We start from the raw sequence: 17,014 nt of genomic DNA on the forward strand, positions 1-17,014 counted from the left end.
AGGCCTGGCTCGGCCGCTGATATATCCGGATCTTGCTCTCCAATCTTCGCGGCCCCTCAGCCGCCGCGCGTTCGCCGATAGCGCAGCGCTTCCACGATCAGCGACAGCGCCGGCGAGGATAGGCGGCGGCTGGCGTAGAAGATGTGCAGGCCGGGAAAGGTGGGACACCAGTCCTTGAGGACGGAACGCAGGCGTCCGGCTTCGATGTGAGGTTGCGCCAGCTCCTCCGGCATGTACGCCAGGCCGAAACCGGCCAGGGCCGCGTCGAGCACGGGGTAGATGCAGTTGAAGGTCCATGGCCCGTCGACCCGCACCTGCAGGTTGCGCTTGCCCTTCCTCAGCTCCCACGCATACACCCCGCCCCGGATCGAGAAACGCATGTTGATGCAGTCATGCCGGGTCAGGTCCGCCGGCGTCTTCGGCACAGGACGCTTTTCCAGGTAGGACGGCGCGCCGACGATGGCCATGCGTATGTCCGGGGATATCCGGATGGCGGTCATGTCCCGGGCGATCTGGTCGCCGAAGCGCACGCCCGCGTCATAGCGCTCGGCCACGATGTCGGCCAGGCCGGGATCGATCGCGATCTCGATCTTCACGTCCGGGTATTCGGGCTGGAGCTTCGACAGCTTGGGCCACAGCACCGTCCTGGCGGCGAAGTCCGAGGTCGTGATGCGGACCGTGCCGGCGGGCTTGTCGCGCAGTTCGCCGAACGCGGCCAATTCTTCCTGGATCGCGTCGAAGCGGGAGGCGACGCTCTGGATCAGCCGCTCGCCGGCCTCCGTCGGCGCGACGCTGCGCGTCGTGCGCGTCAGCAGGCGCAACCCCAGCCGCGATTCCAGGCCGCGTATGGCATGGCTCAGGGCCGATTGCGAAACGCCGAGCTGGGCCGCGGCGCGGGTGAAGCTGCGCTCGCGCGCCACGGCGAGAAACGCGTGGATGTCCCGGAGGTTTTCGCCTGACATGGGTGTGCTCGGATCCCTAGGAGGTGTGGCGCAGCGCATCGACCAGCAAGGTCATGGCCCGGGAGGGTTGCCGGCGATTCGGGTAGTAGAGGTGGAAGCCGGACCACGTCGGGCACCAGTCTTCCAGGACCGATACCAGATGCCCCTTCGCGATGAGAGGACGAACCAGGTCTTCCGGCAGGTAGGCCAGTCCGAAGCCCGCCTTGGCCGCCTCGAAAATGTCGTATGCGTTGTTGAAGGCGAGCGGACCGTCCACGCGCGCGTTCAACGATCTCTTGCCCCTGGCGAACTCCCACTCGTAAAGGCTGCCATGGGTCGTCGTGCGCAGGTTGATGCAGGCATGCGCCATCAGGTCGCGCGGCGTCCTGGGGACGTCTCGTCCCGCGAAATAGGACCTGGCGCCCACCACCATGATGCGGATGTCGGGACCGATCCGCACCGAGATCATGTCCTGCGCCAGCTCCTGGCCGAAACGCACGCCCGCGTCGTAGCCGAGCGCCACGATGTCCACGCTCGCATATTCGTTGATCAGTTCGATCTTGATGTCCGGGTACCTGGGCAGGAACTTCGCCAGCTTCGGCCAGAGCGTGCTCCGGATGGCGTAGTCGATGGCCGTGATCCGTATGGTGCCCATCGGCTCGTCGCGCAACTCGCCCAGCGCCTGGACGCCCTCCTCGATGCCATCGAACTCGGGCGCGAGGCGATCCAGCAGGCGCTGCCCCGCTTCGGTAGGCGACACGCCGCGCGTGCTGCGCATGAGCAGGCGCACGCCGAGCCTTTCCTCCAGCTCGCGGATGGTGTAGCTCAGCGCCGGCTGGGATACGCGCAACCGCGCCGCCGCCCGCGTGAAGCTGCGGGCTCGCGCAACGGCGATGAAGGCGTAGAGGTCGCTGAAGTTGTCTCGCGGCATCGATGAGCGGTTTTTATGTGGCTGCGCGAATTTTAGCGACCCTGGGACGGGCAACTGTCCGCCCACCGTTCCGGAAATCAGTGCGCCGTGAAGCCGCCGTCGACCGGCAGGCCGACGCCGACCACGAAGCTCGCGCCGGGGCTGCACAGCCACAGCACGGCGGCGGCCACTTCATCGGCGTGTCCCAGGCGGCCGATGGACTGCTCCTTCAGGATCGCCTGCATCGCGTCCGCCTGGCCCTTGAGCATGTCCTGCACCATGGGGGTGTCGATGGTGCCGGGGCAGACGGCGTTGACGCGGATGCCGCGGGGCGCATACTCCACGCCTGCGCTCTTGGTCATGCCCAGCACGGCGTGCTTCGTGCCGTGATAGGCCGCGCGCTGGGGAAGCCCGACCAGGCCGCCCAGCGATGAGTTGTTGACGATGGCGCCCGCGCCCTGGGCTCGCATCACGCGCAGCTCGTGCTTCATGCAGGCCCACACGCCGAACTGGTTGACCGCGACCACGCGCTGGAAGTTCTCGACCGGCTCCTCGGCCGCGTCGCTCGGCGGCACCTGGATGCCGGCGTTGTTGAAGGCCATGTCGAGCCGGCCGTATTCGGCAACAGCCCGATCGACCGCGGCCGCGACCTGCGCTTCGTCGGTGACGTCGCAGGCCACGCCGATGGCGATGCCGCCTTCATCGACGATCTTCCGCGCCTCCCTGGCCGCAAGCTCGCCGTCGAGATCGGCCAGCATCACGGAGGCGCCGCTTTGCGCGAAGGCCCGGGCAGCGGCCAGGCCCATCCCCATCGCGGCGCCGGTGACGAAGGCGACCTGGCCCTTGAAGTCATAAATCGGATTCATGTTTTATCTTTCCTGATCGTTGGGGAACGATGTCCACGGCTTTAGTCGGAATAGGCGCCAGGCATCAGGACCGTCGGGGGCGGCGTCCCTTGCCGTGAATTCCTACTTCTTGCCGGACAGGCTTGCCACCTGCTGCGCCAGCGCCTCGCGCGCACGGGCAGCCATGTCCGCGTCCACGCGGTCGGCCAATACCTGGGTGAGCTGGCGCAACTGGCCTTCGGTGAGGCCCACGTTCATGCTGATGCGCATGTGCGCGAGCAACTGCGGCTCCGCGCCGGGCAGCGCCGAGATCATGCTCACGGTGGCCAGCTCGCGGCTTTGCCAATCCAGGTTGTCGCGCTCGAAGATATCGCCGAACAGGTGCGCCCGCAGGTACTCGTTGGCGGTCGGCGCGAAGTCGAACAAGGGACCGGCCACCGGGCCGCCCGACAGCTTGGTCTGGTTGGCAGTTCCGGCCGCCATCAGCGCGTCACCCTTCGGGATCGGCCGGCTGGGCGCGTTGCCGGGAGCGTCCTGAATGCCGCGCTGCTTGCGCGCTTCCACCACCTTCATCAGCTCGCCGAGGGCATTGAGGCTGCGCGGAAAACCCGCGTAGGCATAGAGCTGGATCAGGACTTCCTTGGCGTCGCTCACCGTCAGCCCGGCATCCAGCCCCTGGTTCAGCGCGGCGTTCAGCCTGGCGATGTCGCCCGCGGCGGCAAAAGCCGCGACAGGCACGATGGCCTGCTGGCGGGCGTCGAGGGCTTCGGAAGCGCTGGACGCCGTCGTTTGGGATTGGGTCATGGGCTCGGTTTCCTTTTCGTTGGCCGCGTCCCCGGGTGCGGGGGCCAGGCTCAGCGCCACGGCCAGCGCGCCGGTGCGAAGCGGGGTGTAGCGGGTCTTGGCGGGCGTTGTATTGCTCATCGGTAAATGCCGGGCGCGGCCCTCAGGCGAAACCTGAATGTTCGTCAAAGAACAGCCGATTGAGTAGATGGCGAATCGTTAAAGCCGATATAAGGCGCGCTCATGAATCCGATGCGGCGCACGGCGATGCCGCCCGGCACGGCAACGCCGGGGGCTTTGAAGAAGCGGGGCCGGAATTCTTTTATGCAGGCGAGGCCATGGAAGCCGTCACGCCAGCTTCGTCCCGGTGGCGCGCGCGAGTTCGGCCAGGAGCCGGTCCTGGAACCGGATATCGTTGACCGCCGGATGCGGATCCTGGCGCCGCTGGTGATGCCAATATCCGCCGCTGGTCAGCGCTTCGGGATCGTTGCTGGTGGCCAGCCATTCCTGCGTCAGGTGGCCCAGCCGCAGGTCATCGGGGGCGCTCGGGCCGCCCATCCTGGTCGGCACCCAGCCCGGATCGACGGCGTTGCTGTACACGTCGGGCCACAGCCGCGCGACGGCCACGGCCAGCGTGGTGACGAAGAGCTTGCTGTCCGAATAGCTGCCGGTGGACGTATGGCCCGTCCAATCCATGCCGGAAAGACTGGCCTTGCCGCTCTTGTGCATGCTGCTGCTCAGGTAGATCAGGCGTTGGGGACGCTGGATCAGCGCGGTGAGCAGGTAGGGGGCGACGACGTTGACCACCAGCAGCGATGGCCCCGAAATCACGCCCGCGTTGTGGATGACGGCATCCATCCGGCCCAGGGCATTAACCTGGCTGGCAAGGTCACGGATCTGCGCGACGTCCCCGAGGTCGCCGATGGTGGCCGTGGCGCCCCGGTCCACCAATTCCTGCACGGCCGGCATGCGGGCCCGGGAACGAACGTGCACCACGACGTCATGGCCCTGGGACAGCAACGTTTCGGCCGCGGCGTGGCCCAGTCCCTCGGCCGAACCGGTGATGAATACGCGAGCCTTGCGGCCCGCGCCGGGTTGCGCGTTGGACATGGGAGACTCCTTTCCGGGACGATCCGGTGGGGTTTGCGCCAGGACGGACGCGGCGGGCAGGAGCGACCCTGCGATCAGTGCCGGCCCCAGTTCGGCGCCGGTAGCGAGGAATTTTCGACGGTCCATGGACATGTCCTCCGATCAGGCAGCCCGGCCGCGCGCGGCCGGGCCCGGATATCGTGTCGTACACGTTACCACCGTCGTCCAGGGGCGGGATATCGCCGTTACGGATCGCCGGGCCGGCTCGCGTTCGCCGGCAGCGCCCTGCGCAACTCGCCGTGCCGCGCCTCCGGTGGGAGGGTTGGCCGCGGCACGGTATCCACGCCCCCTGTCGCCGCCGCAAGCGCCTATGCCTGGGCTAAGTCGGATCCGCCAGACTGATGGCCACTCCCACTTCCCGACGGGCATGCCATGGTTTCTTTTTTCTCCATCGGGCCGGCAGGCCGGCCCCCTTCGACCGGCGCCGGGACAAGACCCACGCAAGGAGGCCGCCTGTGAATACGTCCACCGCAAACGCATACGCCAAGGTGCCCGAGGTCACGCTGGGCTTCTGGCTGATCAAGATCGCCGCGACCACGCTGGGCGAGACCGGCGGGGACGCCGTCTCGATGTCGATGAACCTCGGCTACCTGGTGGGCACGGGCATTTTCGCGGTGATCTTCGTGGCCGCCGTCACCGCGCAGATCCGGGCCAAGACGTTCCATCCCCTGCTGTACTGGACCACCATCGTCGCCACCACCACCGTGGGAACGACGATGGCGGACTTCGCCGACCGCTCGCTGGGCATCGGCTACGCGGGCGGCTCCAGCCTGCTGCTGGCCTTGCTGCTCGGCGCGCTGTTCACCTGGCACCGGGCGCTGGGCTCCGTGTCGGTGAACACCGTGGACTCGCCCAAGGCCGAAGCCTTCTACTGGGTGACCATCATGTTCTCGCAGACCCTGGGCACGGCGCTGGGCGACTGGACGGCCGACACGGCGGGCCTGGGCTACGGCGGCGCGGCCATCGTGTTCGGCGCGCTGCTGGCCTTGATCGTGGTGGCCTATTATGGAAGCCGCATCTCGCGCACGGCGCTGTTCTGGGCCGCGTTCATCCTGACGCGTCCGCTGGGCGCGGTGGTCGGCGATTTCCTGGACAAGCCCCGGGACGCGGGCGGGCTGGCGCTGAGCCGCTATGGGGCGTCGGCCGCGCTGCTGGCCTTCATGCTGGCGGCCATCCTGCTGTTCAGGCAGCGGCCAGCCAGGGCGGCGCATTGAACGACAGGAGACGGAATGCGGGTACTGCTGGTCGAGGACGACCCCATGATCGGCGACGCCATCCAGGCCGCGCTGAAGGACGTGTCCTACGCGGTGGACTGGGTAGGCGACGGGCAGACCGCGCTCGCCACGCTGGACGGCCAGCGCTATGACCTGGTGCTGCTCGACCTCGGCCTGCCCGGCCGGGACGGACTGGAAGTGCTGGCCCGCATCCGCGCGCGGGACAACCCGGTGCCGCTGCTCATCATCACCGCCCGCGACAGCCTGGACGACCGCCTGCGCGGGCTGGACGGCGGCGCCGACGACTACGTGCTCAAGCCCTTCGAAATGGCGGAACTGATGGCGCGGATGCGGGCCGTGCTGCGCCGCAAGGCCGGCGCCGCGGCGCCCGTGCTCGGCAACGGCGTGGTGTCGCTCGACCCGGCCACGAAGGAGGCCAGCGTCCACGGCGGCGCGCCGGTGCGGCTGTCCGGACGCGAGTTCGCGCTGCTGCAGGCCCTGCTGGTGCGGCCCGGCGCCATCCTCTCGCGCACCGAGCTGGAGGACCGCATCTACGGCTGGGGCGAAGAGGTCGAAAGCAACGCGGTCGAATACCTGATCCACGCGCTGCGGCGCAAGCTGGGCAGCGCGGCCATCAAGAACGTCCGAGGTGTGGGATGGATGGTTTCCAAAAACGCTTGAACGCGTCGGTGCAGCGCAAGCTGTCCGTGACCCTGTCGCTGGCCATCCTCGCGGTGGCCGTGGTGGCGGGCATCGTCTCCTTCCTGTCGGCCTTCGAGGAGGCGCACGAGTTGCAGGACGACGTGTTGCGCCTGGTGGCCCGCATCATGGACCGCCAGCGTCTGTCGCCCGACCGTCCCCCCGCCGAGGCGCGCGGCCAGGCGGGCGACGAGGAAGCGCGCGTGATCGTGCAGCGGCTGGGCCAGCCGGCCTCCGCGCTGGGCGTGGACGACGGCGGCCCGCTGCCGCTGCCCGCCACGCTGGCCGACGGCCTGTACACACTGGAGCTGAGCGGCGAAATGTTCCGCGTGCTGGTGCGCACGACCGCGGGCGGCGAACGCGTCGCGGTCGCCCAGGAATCGGGTTTTCGCGACGAAATCGCCCGCGGCAGCGCCTTGCGCACCGCGATGCCCTTCCTGCTGCTCGTGCCGGTGCTGCTGTGGCTGGTGGCCGATCTGGTGCGCAAGATGTTCCGGCCCATCGCCGCGCTGGCGCGGGACGTCGACCAGCGCTCCGAGCATGACCTGCACCCTGTCGAGGACGCTCCCGTGCCCACTGAAATACGTCCCTTCGTGGTGGCCATCAACCGCCTCCTGGCCCGCGTGGCCCGTTCCATGGACGCGCAGCGCCGCTTCGTCGCGGACGCCGCGCACGAACTGCGCTCGCCGATGACGGCCTTGTCGTTGCAGGCCGAGCGGCTGGCCCAGGCGGGCATGCCCGACCCGGCGCGCGAGCGGCTGGCGACGCTGCGGCTGGGCATCGAACGCAGCCGCAGGCTGCTGGACCAGATGCTGGCGCTGGCGCGGGCCCAGTCGTCCAACGACCGGCCGGCCGTGCCGGTGTCGGCGCTGGGCATCTACCGCCGCGTGCTGGAAGACCTGATGCCCCTGGCCGAGGCCAAGCGCATCGATATCGGCGTCGAGGGCACGCAAGACGCCCGGCTGCGGGTGTCCGAACTGGATCTGGTCGCCATGGTCAGGAACCTGGTGGACAACGCCATCCGCCACACGCCGCCGGACGGCCGCATCGATCTCTCGGTGGACCGCGAGCAGGGACGCGCGGTGCTGCGCGTGCAGGACAGCGGACCCGGCATCGCGTCGGCCGAGCGCGAGCGCGTGTTCGACGCGTTCTACCGCCCGCCCGGCAGCGAGCAGATCGGCTCGGGCCTGGGCCTGGCGATCGTGCGGGCCATCGCCAGCCGCATCGGCGCGAACATCCGTCTCGGCTACGCGGATGAAACGGCGCGGCGCGGCCTGCGCGTCGAGATCCTTATTCCCGTTCCGGAGGAGGGAGACGGAGACTGAGGCGCATGGCATCCCTGGCGCGGCGCCCAGGGCGGCCAGGGGCCACGGCCAGCGCATCGGAAGCCCGGCACGAAAGGAAGTGAAACCCATTTGCAATACGCTGCTCAGCTATACCTATAATGCACTGCATCATCAAGGAGCCGCGCATTGGAAACCCCCGCATCTGGCGCTTACGTATCCGAACATGCCGCAACGCAGGATGACCCGTCCTTGCCGCAGCGGCGCACCGTTATCCTGGGCCTGGTCGGCGCAACGCTGGAAACCGCGTTGCTGGGCTTGCCCACCCTGCTTCCCACCGCCGCGTCGGCCCAGCCGGCGCCCGCGGCAGCCGCCAGCGAGGGCTTCCTGGCCCTGTCGCGCGCGCTGACCGACCGCCACAATCTCAACCCCGTCACCGCGCGCCGCATCGAAGCGGCGCTGGCCGGCTCCGGCGTGCGCCAGGCCGGCGAACTGCCCAGGCTGGTCGCCCTGGCGGCCGGCCAGGCCGACGGCAAGTCCCTGCTGGCGGCCGCCGCGAACGCCGGCCTCCGCGACCTGGCCGAGGACATCCTCGCGGCCTGGTACACGGGCACCGTGGGCACGGGCGCCAAGGCCATGGTCGTGGCCTACCAGGAGGCCTTGATGTACCAGCCGGTGCGCGACGCCCTGCCCGTTCCCACGTATTGCAACTTCGGGCCGCTGTGGTGGAAGGGCGTTCCGCCCGACCCGGCCGCCGTCCTGCCCGAACCGCCCGCCCTTCCTTCCAGCAAGGCGCTCTGATTCCATGAAGAAACAAGCAGAATTCAACGCCGACGGCGACGCCAAGGCGGATATCGTCATTGTCGGCTCCGGCGTCGTGGGCGCCATGATCGCCGACCAGCTCAGCGCGCGCGGCCATGCCGTGCTGGTGCTCGAGGCGGGGTTGCGCATCGAACGCGCGCAGGCCGTGGAAAACTGGCGCAACATGCCGTTCGCCAACCGCGCCGGCTCCGACTTCCAGGGCCTCTATCCCCAGTCGCCGCTGGCGCCCGCGCCGCTGTACTGGCCGGAGAACAACTACGTGGCCCTGTCCGGCCCCGACGGCAACGGCTTCAAGCAGGGCTACCTGCGCACCGTGGGCGGCACCACCTGGCACTGGGCGGCGTCGTGCTGGCGCCACCTGCCGGTGGACCTGCGCATGAAGTCGACCTACGGCGTGGGCCGCGACTGGCCCATCTCGTACGAAGAACTCGAACCCTACTACCTGTGGGCCGAGAACGAAATGGGCGTGGCCGGTCCCAACGATCCGGCCATGCAGTCGCCGGTCGAGCGCAGCGGCCCCTATCCGATGGACATGGTGCCGTGGGCCTACGGCGACCAGCGCTTCGCGGACGTGGTCAACCCCCACGGCTATCGCTCCGTGCCGATTCCGCAGGGCCGCAGCACCCGGCCCTGGAACGGCCGGCCCACCTGTTGCGGCAACAACAACTGCCAGCCCATCTGTCCCATCGGCGCCATGTACAACGGCATCCACCACGTGCAGGCCGCCGAAGCGAAAGGCGCCATCGTGCTGGCCGAGGCCGTGGTCTACAAGATCGATACGGACGAGAACAACCGCATCACGGCCGTGCACTGGTACGACGCCGCGCGCAAGTCCCACAAGGCCACGGGCAAGCATTTCGTGCTGGCCTGTAATGCCATGGAGACCCCGCGCCTCCTGCTCATGGCCGCCGACGCGCGCAACCCGAACGGCATCGCCAACTCGTCGGATCAGGTGGGCCGCAACATCATGGATCACTCGGGCTTCCACTGTTTCTTCCAGTCCGCCGAGCCCCTGTGGCCGGGCCGCGGTCCGGCGCAAAGCAGTTGCCTGGTCGGTCCGCGCGACGGCGCGTTCCGCTCGGAATACTCGGCCAACAAGATGATCCTGAACAACATCAACCAGGTCACGTCGGCGACGCGCATCGCGCTGGGCAAGGGCCTGGCCGGCAAGGACCTCGACGCCGAGATCCGCCGCCGCGCCGCGCATGGCGTGGACCTGTCCATCAGCCTGGAGCCGCTGCCCGACCCGAACAACCGCGTCACGCTGAGCAAGACCCGGATGGATCCGCTGGGCCTGCCCTGTCCGGACGTTCACTACGACGTCGGCGACTACGTGCGCAAGGGCGCCGAGGCGGCCCACGCGCAACTGCGCCACATCGGCACGCTTTTCAACGCCACGGAGTTCCAGATCACCACGGCGCTGAACGCCAACAACCACATGATGGGCAGCGTGATCATGGGCGCCGATCCCAAGGACTCCGTGGTGGACGGCGACTGCCGCGCCCACGATCACGACAACCTCTGGCTGCCGGGCGGCGGCGCGATGCCCTCGGCCAGCGTGGTCAACAGCACGCTGTCGATGGCGGCGCTGGGCCTGAAGGCGGCCACGGCCATCGCCAAGCGGATGGAGGCGGCATGATGGCCCGGACCTGGATTTCCCGTTGCGGCATGGCCCTGTGGCTGGGGCTGACGGCAAGCGCGCCCGCATGGGCGGCGGACGACGACGCCACGCTGGTCGCGCGCGGCCGCGACCTGGCCATCGCCGCCGACTGCATGGCCTGTCACACCGCCAAGGGCGGCAAGCCCTACGCGGGCGGCTACGCCATCGAAAGCCCGCTCGGCACGATCTACAGCAGCAACATCACGCCGTCGACGAAGACGGGCATCGGCAACTATTCCGAGCAGGACTTCGCCCGGGCGCTGCGCGAAGGCGTGCGCAAGGACGGCGCGCATCTCTACCCGGCCATGCCCTATACCTCGTACACGCAGCTCAGCGACGAGGACGTCAAGGCGCTTTACACCTACTTCATGAAGGGCGTGCAGCCGGTGGAGCAGCCCACGCCGGTCACCCAACTGCCGTTCCCGTTCAACATCCGCCTTTCCATGATGGGCTGGAACATGCTGTTCCTGGACAACAAGCGCTTCGTCCCCGACGCGTCCAAGAGCCAGGAGATCAACCGCGGCGCCTATCTAGCCAACGCCCTGGCGCACTGCGGCAGTTGCCACACGCCGCGCAACGTGCTCATGGCCGAGGACGTCGGCCGCGCGCTGGGCGGCGGCCGCGTGGGCCCCTGGTACGCGCCCAACATCAGTTCCGATCCGGTCGCCGGCATCGGCGGCTGGACCGACGCCGAACTGGTGCAGTACCTGCGCACCGGCCACACGGCGGGCAAGGGCCAGGCCGGCGGTCCCATGGCCGAAGCCGTCGAGAACAGCTTCCAGCACATGTCCGAGAGCGATCTGCACGCCATCGTGGCCTACCTGAGAAGCACCCCCGCGGTGCCCGCGGCCGCCTCGGGCGCGGGGGCGGCCTCCTACGCGCAGGGCCAGGCCGCCAGCAGCGAAGCCGAGCGGCGCGGCGTCGACAGGCAGACGGCGAACCAGACCCTGAAGTCGGGCGCGGCGCTCTACAGCGGCTATTGTGCCAGTTGCCACCAGGCCAGCGGCGCGGGCAGCGGCAACCAGGCCTATCCCTCGCTATTCCACAACAGCGCCACGGGCGGCGAGACGGCGATCAACCTGCTGGCCACCATCGTCTTCGGCATCGACCGCGAGGCCGGCGGCGAGCACGTGCTGATGCCCAGCTTCGGCCAGGGATCCTACGTCAACCCGCTGACCGACGAGGAAATCGCCTCGATCGCCAACTACGTGCTGGCGAACTACGGCAACGCCAAGCTGACGGTGACGCCCGCCGACGTGCGGGAAGTGCGCACGGGCGGCCCGACGCCTCCACTGGCCAAGGCGCGCCCCTTCCTGGTGCCGGGCGGCGCGGTCGCCGTCCTGGCGATCCTGCTGCTGGTCATTCTGGCCGTGCGCCGCTACCGGCGCCGCTGAAACGGAGCCGGCGCGGTCGCCGGCTTATTCGGCCCGCGCGCCCGACTCGCGGGCCACCTTGCTCCACTTGGCGACCTCGGCGATGACGAAGGCCTTGAGTTCGGCGACCGTCATGGGGGTGGGTTCGGCGCCGGTGGGCGAGATCTTGTCGCGGAAGGCGGGGTCGGCGAGGATTTCTCCCACCTCCCGGTTCAGGCGCGCCACGATGTCCTGCGGCGTGTGGGCCGGGGCGAACAAGGCGAACCATACCGTCTGCTCCAGGTCGACGCCGGACTCGATCATGGTGGGAACGTCCGGCAGGATCCTGGAGCGATTGCGCGTGGTGACGGCCAGCGGCCGCAGCTTGCCCGCGCGCACCAGCGACATGGCGGGCGGCAGGTTGCTGATCATCATGCTCACGCGCTGCGCGGCCACGTCGCCCAGCGCCTGCGGCACGTCCTTGTAGGGCACGTGGCGCATCTTCAGCCCGGTCAGCAGGTTCAGGTACTCGCCCGCGAGATGCGAGGAACTGCCGTTGCCGCCGGAGGCGAAGGTGACCTGCTCGCCATGCTGGCGGGCGTAGTCGAGGAATTCCTTGAGGCTGTGCACCGGCAACGCCGCCGAGACCGTCATCAGGCTCGGCGTCACCGCCACCATGGCCACGGGCTCGAAATCCTTGACCGGGTCGTAGGGCAGCTTGGGATAGACGCTCACGTTCATCGCGTGCGAACCGATATTGCCCATGACCAGCGTGTAGCCGTCCGGCGCGGACTTGGCCACCCAGTCCGAACCGAGCGAACCGCCCGCCCCCGGCTTGTTCTCCACGATCACCGACTGGCCCAGGCGCTTGTTGAGTTCGGACGCCACCAGGCGGCTCAGGATGTCGGGCGCGGATCCCGCGGCCGACGGCACGATGAGACGTATCGGCTTGCTCGGCCAGGCCTGGGCAAAGGCCGTGGAGACAGTGAGCGCGGCGATCGCCAACGCGCCCGCCAGGAATTTGATCGGCTTCATGACATGTCTTCCCATCGATCGGTGTATCAGTCCAGGACGATGCCGGCCGCGCTCGCCAGCTCGCGCCAGCGCGCCGCGTCCGCGGTCCAGAATTCGCGCAGGGGGTCCTGCTGGAGCAGATAGGGCTCCGCGCCCTGGTCGCGCATGGCCGTCACGATTTCCGGCGCCGCGGCCAGTTCGGCCAGCGCCGGGCGCAGCTTTTCGAGCACGGCGGCCGGCAGGTGCGCGGGCGCGGCGATGCCAAACCAGGCCGTCACGTCGAACCCCGGCACGCCGGCCTCGATCATCGTCGGCACGTCGGGCAACACGGCGGAGCGTTCGCGCGCCGTCACGGCCAGCGCGCGTATCGTGCCGGCGCGGATATGGCTCAGCGCCGACGGCAGGTTGTCGAACATCACGTCCACTTCGCCCGCCAGCAGGGCCGTCATCGCCCCCGCCGCGCCGCGGTAGGGCACGTGGGTGATCTGTACCCCGCTGATGCGCTTGTAGAGCTCCATGCACAAATGCAGCGACGTGCCGTTGCCGTTCGACCCGTAGTTCATCCGGCCGGGCTCGGCGCGCGCGGCCTGGCTGAGCTCGGCCACCGTATGGATAGGGCTGCGCGCGTTGACCAGCATCACGTTCTGCACCCGGCCCAGCATGGACACGGGCTCGATCTGCGCCAGTTGGTAAGGCAGCGATTTGTAGATGGCGGGGCTGATGGTCAGCGGCGGCGAGGCCATCAGCAGGGTGTAGCCGTCGGCCGCCGCGCGTGCCGCCTCCCCGGCGCCGAGATTGCCGCCCGCGCCCGGCCGGTTGTCGATGATGATGGGCTGCCCCAGGCTCTGCGCCAGCTTGGGGCCCAGCAGCCGCGCCATCCGGTCGATCAATCCGCCCGGCGGAAAGGGCACGATCAGCCGGATCGGCCGGGCCGGCCATTCCTGGCCGCCGGCCCGCGCCCGCGCGGCAACGCAAGCCAGCAGGCTCGCCCCGATGAATTCCCGTCTCAACACGTCCTTGTCTCCTCGTCCTGGTTTTAATTTTTCTTCATATGATATTGTCATCATATGAATTTTCCGGGCGGCCATGGGCCAGGGTTTTCCCTTGGGTGAGGGGTGCAGGCGGGATCAGTCGCCCCGGCGGGATGCGCTTCCCCACGAATGCCGCGCCACATTCTGAGACAATGCCGGGTATCCCAGGGCCATGCGCGCCGCCAGAATTCCACCGCGATGATCTCCTTCTCCGCCGTACAACCCGGCCTCAAGCTTGCCGATCGGGTCGCCCAGCAACTCGAGGCGGAAATCCGTGCCGGGCATTTCAAGCCCGGCGCCAAGCTGCCGACGGAAGCCGTGCTGGTGCAGCAACTAGCCGTCAGCCGCACCGTGGTGCGCGAAGCCCTGTCGCGCCTGAAGTCGCGCAACCTCATCGAATCGCGGCAAGGCAGCGGCGTCTATGTAAGGCCGGCGAGCGTGGAGCCGCTGAACTTCGACGACCTGCCCTCGGCCAGCCGGGATGCGGTGATCCAGATCGTGGAGGTGCGCCGCGCGCTGGAATCCGAGGTCGCCGAACTGGCCGCGCTGCGGCGCAGCGACGAAGACCTGCGCCGCATCCGCCAGGCCGTCGACGATCTGGCCCAGGCGGTGCGCGAGGGCCGCGACGGCGTCGAGGAAGACGTCGCCTTCCACCGCGCCATCGGCCAGGCGGCGGGCAATCCCTTTCTCATCAGCACGCTGGACTACCTGGCGCAGTTCCTGCGCAGCGCAACGCGGGTGACGCGGGCCAACGAGGCGCGGCGCGCCGATTTCGCCCAGGCCGTCACCGAGGAACACGACCGCGTCGTCCAGGCGATCGCGGCGGGCGACGCCAAGGCCGCGCGCCAGGCTGCCGCCGACCACATGAACAACGCGATCGTCCGCATCCAGCAGGCGGATGCCGGCTTCTGGCGGCAGGACGGCGAGCGCCTGGCCCAGGCCATCCTCCCGCCGACGCCTTGACGCCCGCCCTTATCAGGGTTTACCCGGTTCCCTTGTCTCGTTAAATTTGTATGATGACAATACAAAATTGACGAATAATAGCGAGACATCCGCCGGGCCGCCCCCGGCGTTCTTCATCGGCTTGAACCTCGGATTGGAACTTCCCTCATGACCAGCAAAAACGTCGGTGTGATCGGCCTGGGCGCCATGGGCCTGGGCATCGCCAAAACCCTGCGCGAGAACGGCTACACCGTGCACGCCTGCGACGCGCGCCCCGGCGCCGCGGACGCATTCGCCCGCGACGGCGGCGTGGCCTGCGCCACGCCGGCCGACGTGGCCGCGGCCGTGGACGTGGTGGTGTCGGTGGTGGTCAACGCCGCCCAGACCGAAGCCGTCCTGTTCGGCGAGCACGGCGCCGCCGCCGCGATGCGTCCCGGCAGCACCTTCGTCATGTGCTCCACCGTCGACCCCAACTGGTCCATCGCGCTCGAGGCGCGTTTGGCGGAACAAGGAGTGCTGTATGTGGACGGCCCGATCTCCGGCGGCGCCGCCAAGGCCGCCAGCGGCCAGATGACGATGATGACCGCGGCCACGCCCGCCGCCTATGCCGCCGCCGGCGCCGTGCTCGACGCCATGGCGGGCAAGGTCTACCGCCTGGGCGACCGCGCGGGCGCGGGCAGCAAGGTCAAGATCATCAACCAGTTGCTGGCCGGCGTGCACATCGCCGCCGCCGCCGAAGCCATGGCCCTGGGCCTGCGCGAAGGCGTGGACGCCGCCGCGCTCTACGAAGTCATCACCCACAGCGCGGGCAATAGCTGGATGTTCGAGAACCGCATGGCCCACGTGCTGGCCGGCGACTACACGCCGCTGTCGGCCGTGGACATTTTCGTGAAGGACCTGGGCCTGGTGCTCGACACCGCGCGCGCCAGCAAATTTCCCTTGCCACTGGCCGCCACCGCGCACCAGATGTTCATGCAGGCCTCCACCGCCGGCCATGCCAAGGAGGACGACAGCGCCGTGATCAAGATCTTCCCCGGCATCACGCTGCCGCGCGCGGCCAATGACGACGATGGGCAGGGAGGCCGGGCATGAACGGAGCGATCAAGCTCGGCTGCATCGCCGACGACTTCACCGGCGCGACGGACCTCGCCAACAACCTTGTGCGCGCCGGCATGCGCGTGGTGCAGACCATCGGCGTGCCCGGTCATCCGCTCGATACCGAGGTAGACGCCGTCGTGGTCGCGCTGAAGTCGCGCACCATCGCCGCCGACGACGCCGTGTCCCAGTCGCTGCAAGCGCTGCGATGGCTGCAATCGCAGGGCGCGCAACAGATCTACTTCAAGTACTGCTCCACCTTCGACAGCACCGCCGCCGGCAATATCGGCCCCGTGACCGAAGCGCTGATGGCCGCGCTGGATTGCGACTTCACCATCGCCACGCCCGCCTTCCCCGACAACAAGCGCACCGTCTTCAAGGGCTACCTGTTCGTCGGCGACGTGCTGCTGAACGAAAGCGGCATGCAGAACCACCCGCTCACGCCTATGACCGATCCCAACCTGGTGCGCGTGCTGCAAGCGCAGACGCGCGGCAAGGTCGGGCTGATCGACCACGCGGCGGTGGCGCTCGGCGAGGCGGCCATCCGCGCGCGCATCGCCGCGCTCAAGGCGGAAGGCGTGAGCATCGCCATCGTCGATGCCGTTTCCAACGACGACCTGCTGCGCCTGGGTCCGGCGCTGGCCGACATGCCGCTGGTCACCGCCGGCTCGGGGGTGGCGATCGCGCTGCCCGCCAATTTCGGCCTGCGGCCCACCAGCCGGGCCGCCGCCCTGCCCGCCCCCGAGGGCCTGCGGGCCGTCGTCTCCGGCAGTTGCTCCAGGGCCACCAATGCGCAGGTCGCGCACTTCATCGCGGCGGGCCGCCCGGCGCTGGCCATCGATCCGCTGCGCATCGCCGCCGGCGAGGACGTGCGCGGACAGGCGCTGGCCTGGGCCAGGGACAAGCTGGCCGGCGGTCCGGTGCTGATCTACTCCACCGCCGATCCGGCCGCCGTCAAGGCCATCCAGGGCCGCCTGGGCGTGGAGCAGGCCGGCGCGATGGTGGAGCAGACCATCGCCGGCATCGCGCGCGGCCTGGTCGAACTGGGCGTGCGCCAACTGGTGGTGGCCGGCGGCGAGACCTCGGGCGCCTGCGTGCAGGCGCTGCAGATCGAACAGTTGCGCATCGGCGGCCAGATCGACCCCGGCGTGCCGTGGTGCCATGCGGCCTCGCCCGCGGCCCCGCAAGGCTTGCACATTACGCTGAAGTCCGGCAACTTCGGCACCGAGGACTTCTTCACCAAGGCATTTTCCGCCCTCCAGCCATGAGCGACT

Annotated in this window: 16 protein-coding genes; 9 read left to right on the top strand and 7 right to left on the bottom strand. The window is 69.0% G+C overall.

Going from position 1 to position 17,014, the window contains the following annotated elements; all coding sequences use genetic code 11:
- Positions 1-56: 56 nt before the first annotated feature.
- From CAL29_RS23685 to CAL29_RS23705, 5 genes are all read right to left on the bottom strand, one after another.
- Positions 57-962 (bottom strand): LysR family transcriptional regulator, encoded by a 906-nt coding sequence (locus CAL29_RS23685; RefSeq protein WP_094855400.1) that lies wholly within the window; start codon positions 960-962, stop codon positions 57-59.
- Between the two features lie 16 nt (positions 963-978).
- Positions 979-1,872, bottom strand: a complete 894-nt coding sequence (locus CAL29_RS23690; protein WP_094855401.1) for a LysR family transcriptional regulator — start codon at positions 1,870-1,872, stop codon at positions 979-981.
- A 77-nt stretch (positions 1,873-1,949) separates the two neighbouring features.
- A complete protein-coding gene (locus CAL29_RS23695) occupies positions 1,950-2,717 on the bottom strand; it encodes a glucose 1-dehydrogenase (RefSeq protein WP_094855402.1) in 768 nt (255 codons plus the stop codon).
- A 102-nt stretch (positions 2,718-2,819) separates the two neighbouring features.
- Entirely contained in the window at positions 2,820-3,500 is a 681-nt protein-coding gene (locus CAL29_RS23700; protein ID WP_373559833.1) for a carboxymuconolactone decarboxylase family protein, read from the bottom strand.
- 327 nt (positions 3,501-3,827) lie between these two features.
- Positions 3,828-4,589 carry an SDR family NAD(P)-dependent oxidoreductase gene (locus CAL29_RS23705; protein ID WP_256977695.1) on the bottom strand — a complete coding sequence of 254 codons (762 nt, stop codon included), beginning with the start codon at positions 4,587-4,589 and terminating at the stop codon, positions 3,828-3,830.
- A 494-nt stretch (positions 4,590-5,083) separates the two neighbouring features.
- On the opposite strand from CAL29_RS23705, the gene CAL29_RS23710 reads away from it, so the two are divergent.
- The 6 genes from CAL29_RS23710 to CAL29_RS23735 all read left to right on the top strand — a co-directional run bounded on the left by CAL29_RS23710 (position 5,084) and on the right by CAL29_RS23735 (position 11,700).
- On the top strand, positions 5,084-5,842 hold the full coding sequence (locus CAL29_RS23710; RefSeq protein ID WP_094855405.1) for a COG4705 family protein: 759 nt from the start codon (positions 5,084-5,086) through the stop codon (positions 5,840-5,842).
- A 15-nt stretch (positions 5,843-5,857) separates the two neighbouring features.
- Complete coding sequence (locus CAL29_RS23715; protein ID WP_094855406.1) at positions 5,858-6,523, top strand: response regulator transcription factor; 666 nt, start codon at positions 5,858-5,860, stop codon at positions 6,521-6,523.
- The gene (locus tag CAL29_RS23720) at positions 6,499-7,866 is read left to right on the top strand and encodes an ATP-binding protein (protein ID WP_094855407.1); all 1,368 of its coding nucleotides are present in this window, start codon (positions 6,499-6,501) and stop codon (positions 7,864-7,866) included. Before CAL29_RS23715 ends, CAL29_RS23720 begins: the two co-directional genes overlap by 25 nt.
- 210 nt (positions 7,867-8,076) lie before the next feature.
- Entirely contained in the window at positions 8,077-8,625 is a 549-nt protein-coding gene (locus CAL29_RS23725) for a sorbitol dehydrogenase family protein (protein WP_256977696.1), read from the top strand.
- 4 nt (positions 8,626-8,629) lie between these two features.
- Positions 8,630-10,285, top strand: coding sequence for a GMC family oxidoreductase (locus CAL29_RS23730; protein ID WP_094855409.1), 1,656 nt, complete (start codon positions 8,630-8,632; stop codon positions 10,283-10,285).
- Entirely contained in the window at positions 10,282-11,700 is a 1,419-nt protein-coding gene (locus CAL29_RS23735) for a cytochrome c (RefSeq protein WP_218831891.1), read from the top strand. The genes CAL29_RS23730 and CAL29_RS23735 overlap by 4 nt, the downstream gene beginning before the upstream one ends.
- A gap of 24 nt (positions 11,701-11,724) precedes the next feature.
- Here the strand turns inward: CAL29_RS23735 and CAL29_RS23740 are convergent, their stop codons facing one another.
- Together CAL29_RS23740 and CAL29_RS23745 are read right to left on the bottom strand one after the other, a co-directional pair.
- Complete coding sequence (locus tag CAL29_RS23740; RefSeq protein ID WP_179284157.1) at positions 11,725-12,693, bottom strand: Bug family tripartite tricarboxylate transporter substrate binding protein; 969 nt, start codon at positions 12,691-12,693, stop codon at positions 11,725-11,727.
- A 26-nt stretch (positions 12,694-12,719) separates the two neighbouring features.
- Positions 12,720-13,685 carry a Bug family tripartite tricarboxylate transporter substrate binding protein gene (locus CAL29_RS23745; RefSeq protein ID WP_256977697.1) on the bottom strand — a complete coding sequence of 322 codons (966 nt, stop codon included), beginning with the start codon at positions 13,683-13,685 and terminating at the stop codon, positions 12,720-12,722.
- A 216-nt stretch (positions 13,686-13,901) separates the two neighbouring features.
- On the opposite strand from CAL29_RS23745, the gene CAL29_RS23750 reads away from it, so the two are divergent.
- From CAL29_RS23750 to otnK, 3 genes are all read left to right on the top strand, one after another.
- Positions 13,902-14,666 carry a FadR/GntR family transcriptional regulator gene (locus CAL29_RS23750; RefSeq protein WP_094855411.1) on the top strand — a complete coding sequence of 255 codons (765 nt, stop codon included), beginning with the start codon at positions 13,902-13,904 and terminating at the stop codon, positions 14,664-14,666.
- A gap of 147 nt (positions 14,667-14,813) precedes the next feature.
- Complete coding sequence (ltnD, locus tag CAL29_RS23755) at positions 14,814-15,737, top strand: L-threonate dehydrogenase (protein WP_094855412.1); 924 nt, start codon at positions 14,814-14,816, stop codon at positions 15,735-15,737.
- Positions 15,734-17,008: a 3-oxo-tetronate kinase gene (gene otnK, locus CAL29_RS23760; protein ID WP_094855413.1), complete on the top strand. Its 1,275-nt coding sequence runs from the start codon at positions 15,734-15,736 to the stop codon at positions 17,006-17,008. Before ltnD ends, otnK begins: the two co-directional genes overlap by 4 nt.
- Positions 17,009-17,014 lie beyond the last annotated feature (6 nt).

This window comes from Bordetella genomosp. 10, from assembly GCF_002261225.1.
Classification (GTDB): Bacteria; Pseudomonadota; Gammaproteobacteria; order Burkholderiales; family Burkholderiaceae_B; genus Bordetella_C.

Bases quoted from the DNA above. Each gene is read 5' to 3' on its own strand.
- CAL29_RS23690 (WP_094855401.1), bottom strand. From the start codon at position 1,872: ATGCCGCGAGACAACTTCAGCGACCTCTACGCCTTCATCGCCGTTGCG.
- ltnD (WP_094855412.1), top strand. From the start codon at position 14,814: ATGACCAGCAAAAACGTCGGTGTGATCGGCCTGGGCGCCATGGGCCTG.
- CAL29_RS23740 (WP_179284157.1), bottom strand. From the start codon at position 12,693: ATGAAGCCGATCAAATTCCTGGCGGGCGCGTTGGCGATCGCCGCGCTC.
- CAL29_RS23695 (WP_094855402.1), bottom strand. From the start codon at position 2,717: ATGAATCCGATTTATGACTTCAAGGGCCAGGTCGCCTTCGTCACCGGC.
- CAL29_RS23705 (WP_256977695.1), bottom strand. From the start codon at position 4,589: ATGTCCAACGCGCAACCCGGCGCGGGCCGCAAGGCTCGCGTATTCATC.
- CAL29_RS23730 (WP_094855409.1), top strand. From the start codon at position 8,630: ATGAAGAAACAAGCAGAATTCAACGCCGACGGCGACGCCAAGGCGGAT.
- CAL29_RS23700 (WP_373559833.1), bottom strand. From the start codon at position 3,500: ATGACCCAATCCCAAACGACGGCGTCCAGCGCTTCCGAAGCCCTCGAC.
- otnK (WP_094855413.1), top strand. From the start codon at position 15,734: ATGAACGGAGCGATCAAGCTCGGCTGCATCGCCGACGACTTCACCGGC.
- CAL29_RS23735 (WP_218831891.1), top strand. From the start codon at position 10,282: ATGATGGCCCGGACCTGGATTTCCCGTTGCGGCATGGCCCTGTGGCTG.
- CAL29_RS23750 (WP_094855411.1), top strand. From the start codon at position 13,902: ATGATCTCCTTCTCCGCCGTACAACCCGGCCTCAAGCTTGCCGATCGG.
- CAL29_RS23715 (WP_094855406.1), top strand. From the start codon at position 5,858: ATGCGGGTACTGCTGGTCGAGGACGACCCCATGATCGGCGACGCCATC.
- CAL29_RS23720 (WP_094855407.1), top strand. From the start codon at position 6,499: ATGGATGGTTTCCAAAAACGCTTGAACGCGTCGGTGCAGCGCAAGCTG.
- CAL29_RS23685 (WP_094855400.1), bottom strand. From the start codon at position 962: ATGTCAGGCGAAAACCTCCGGGACATCCACGCGTTTCTCGCCGTGGCG.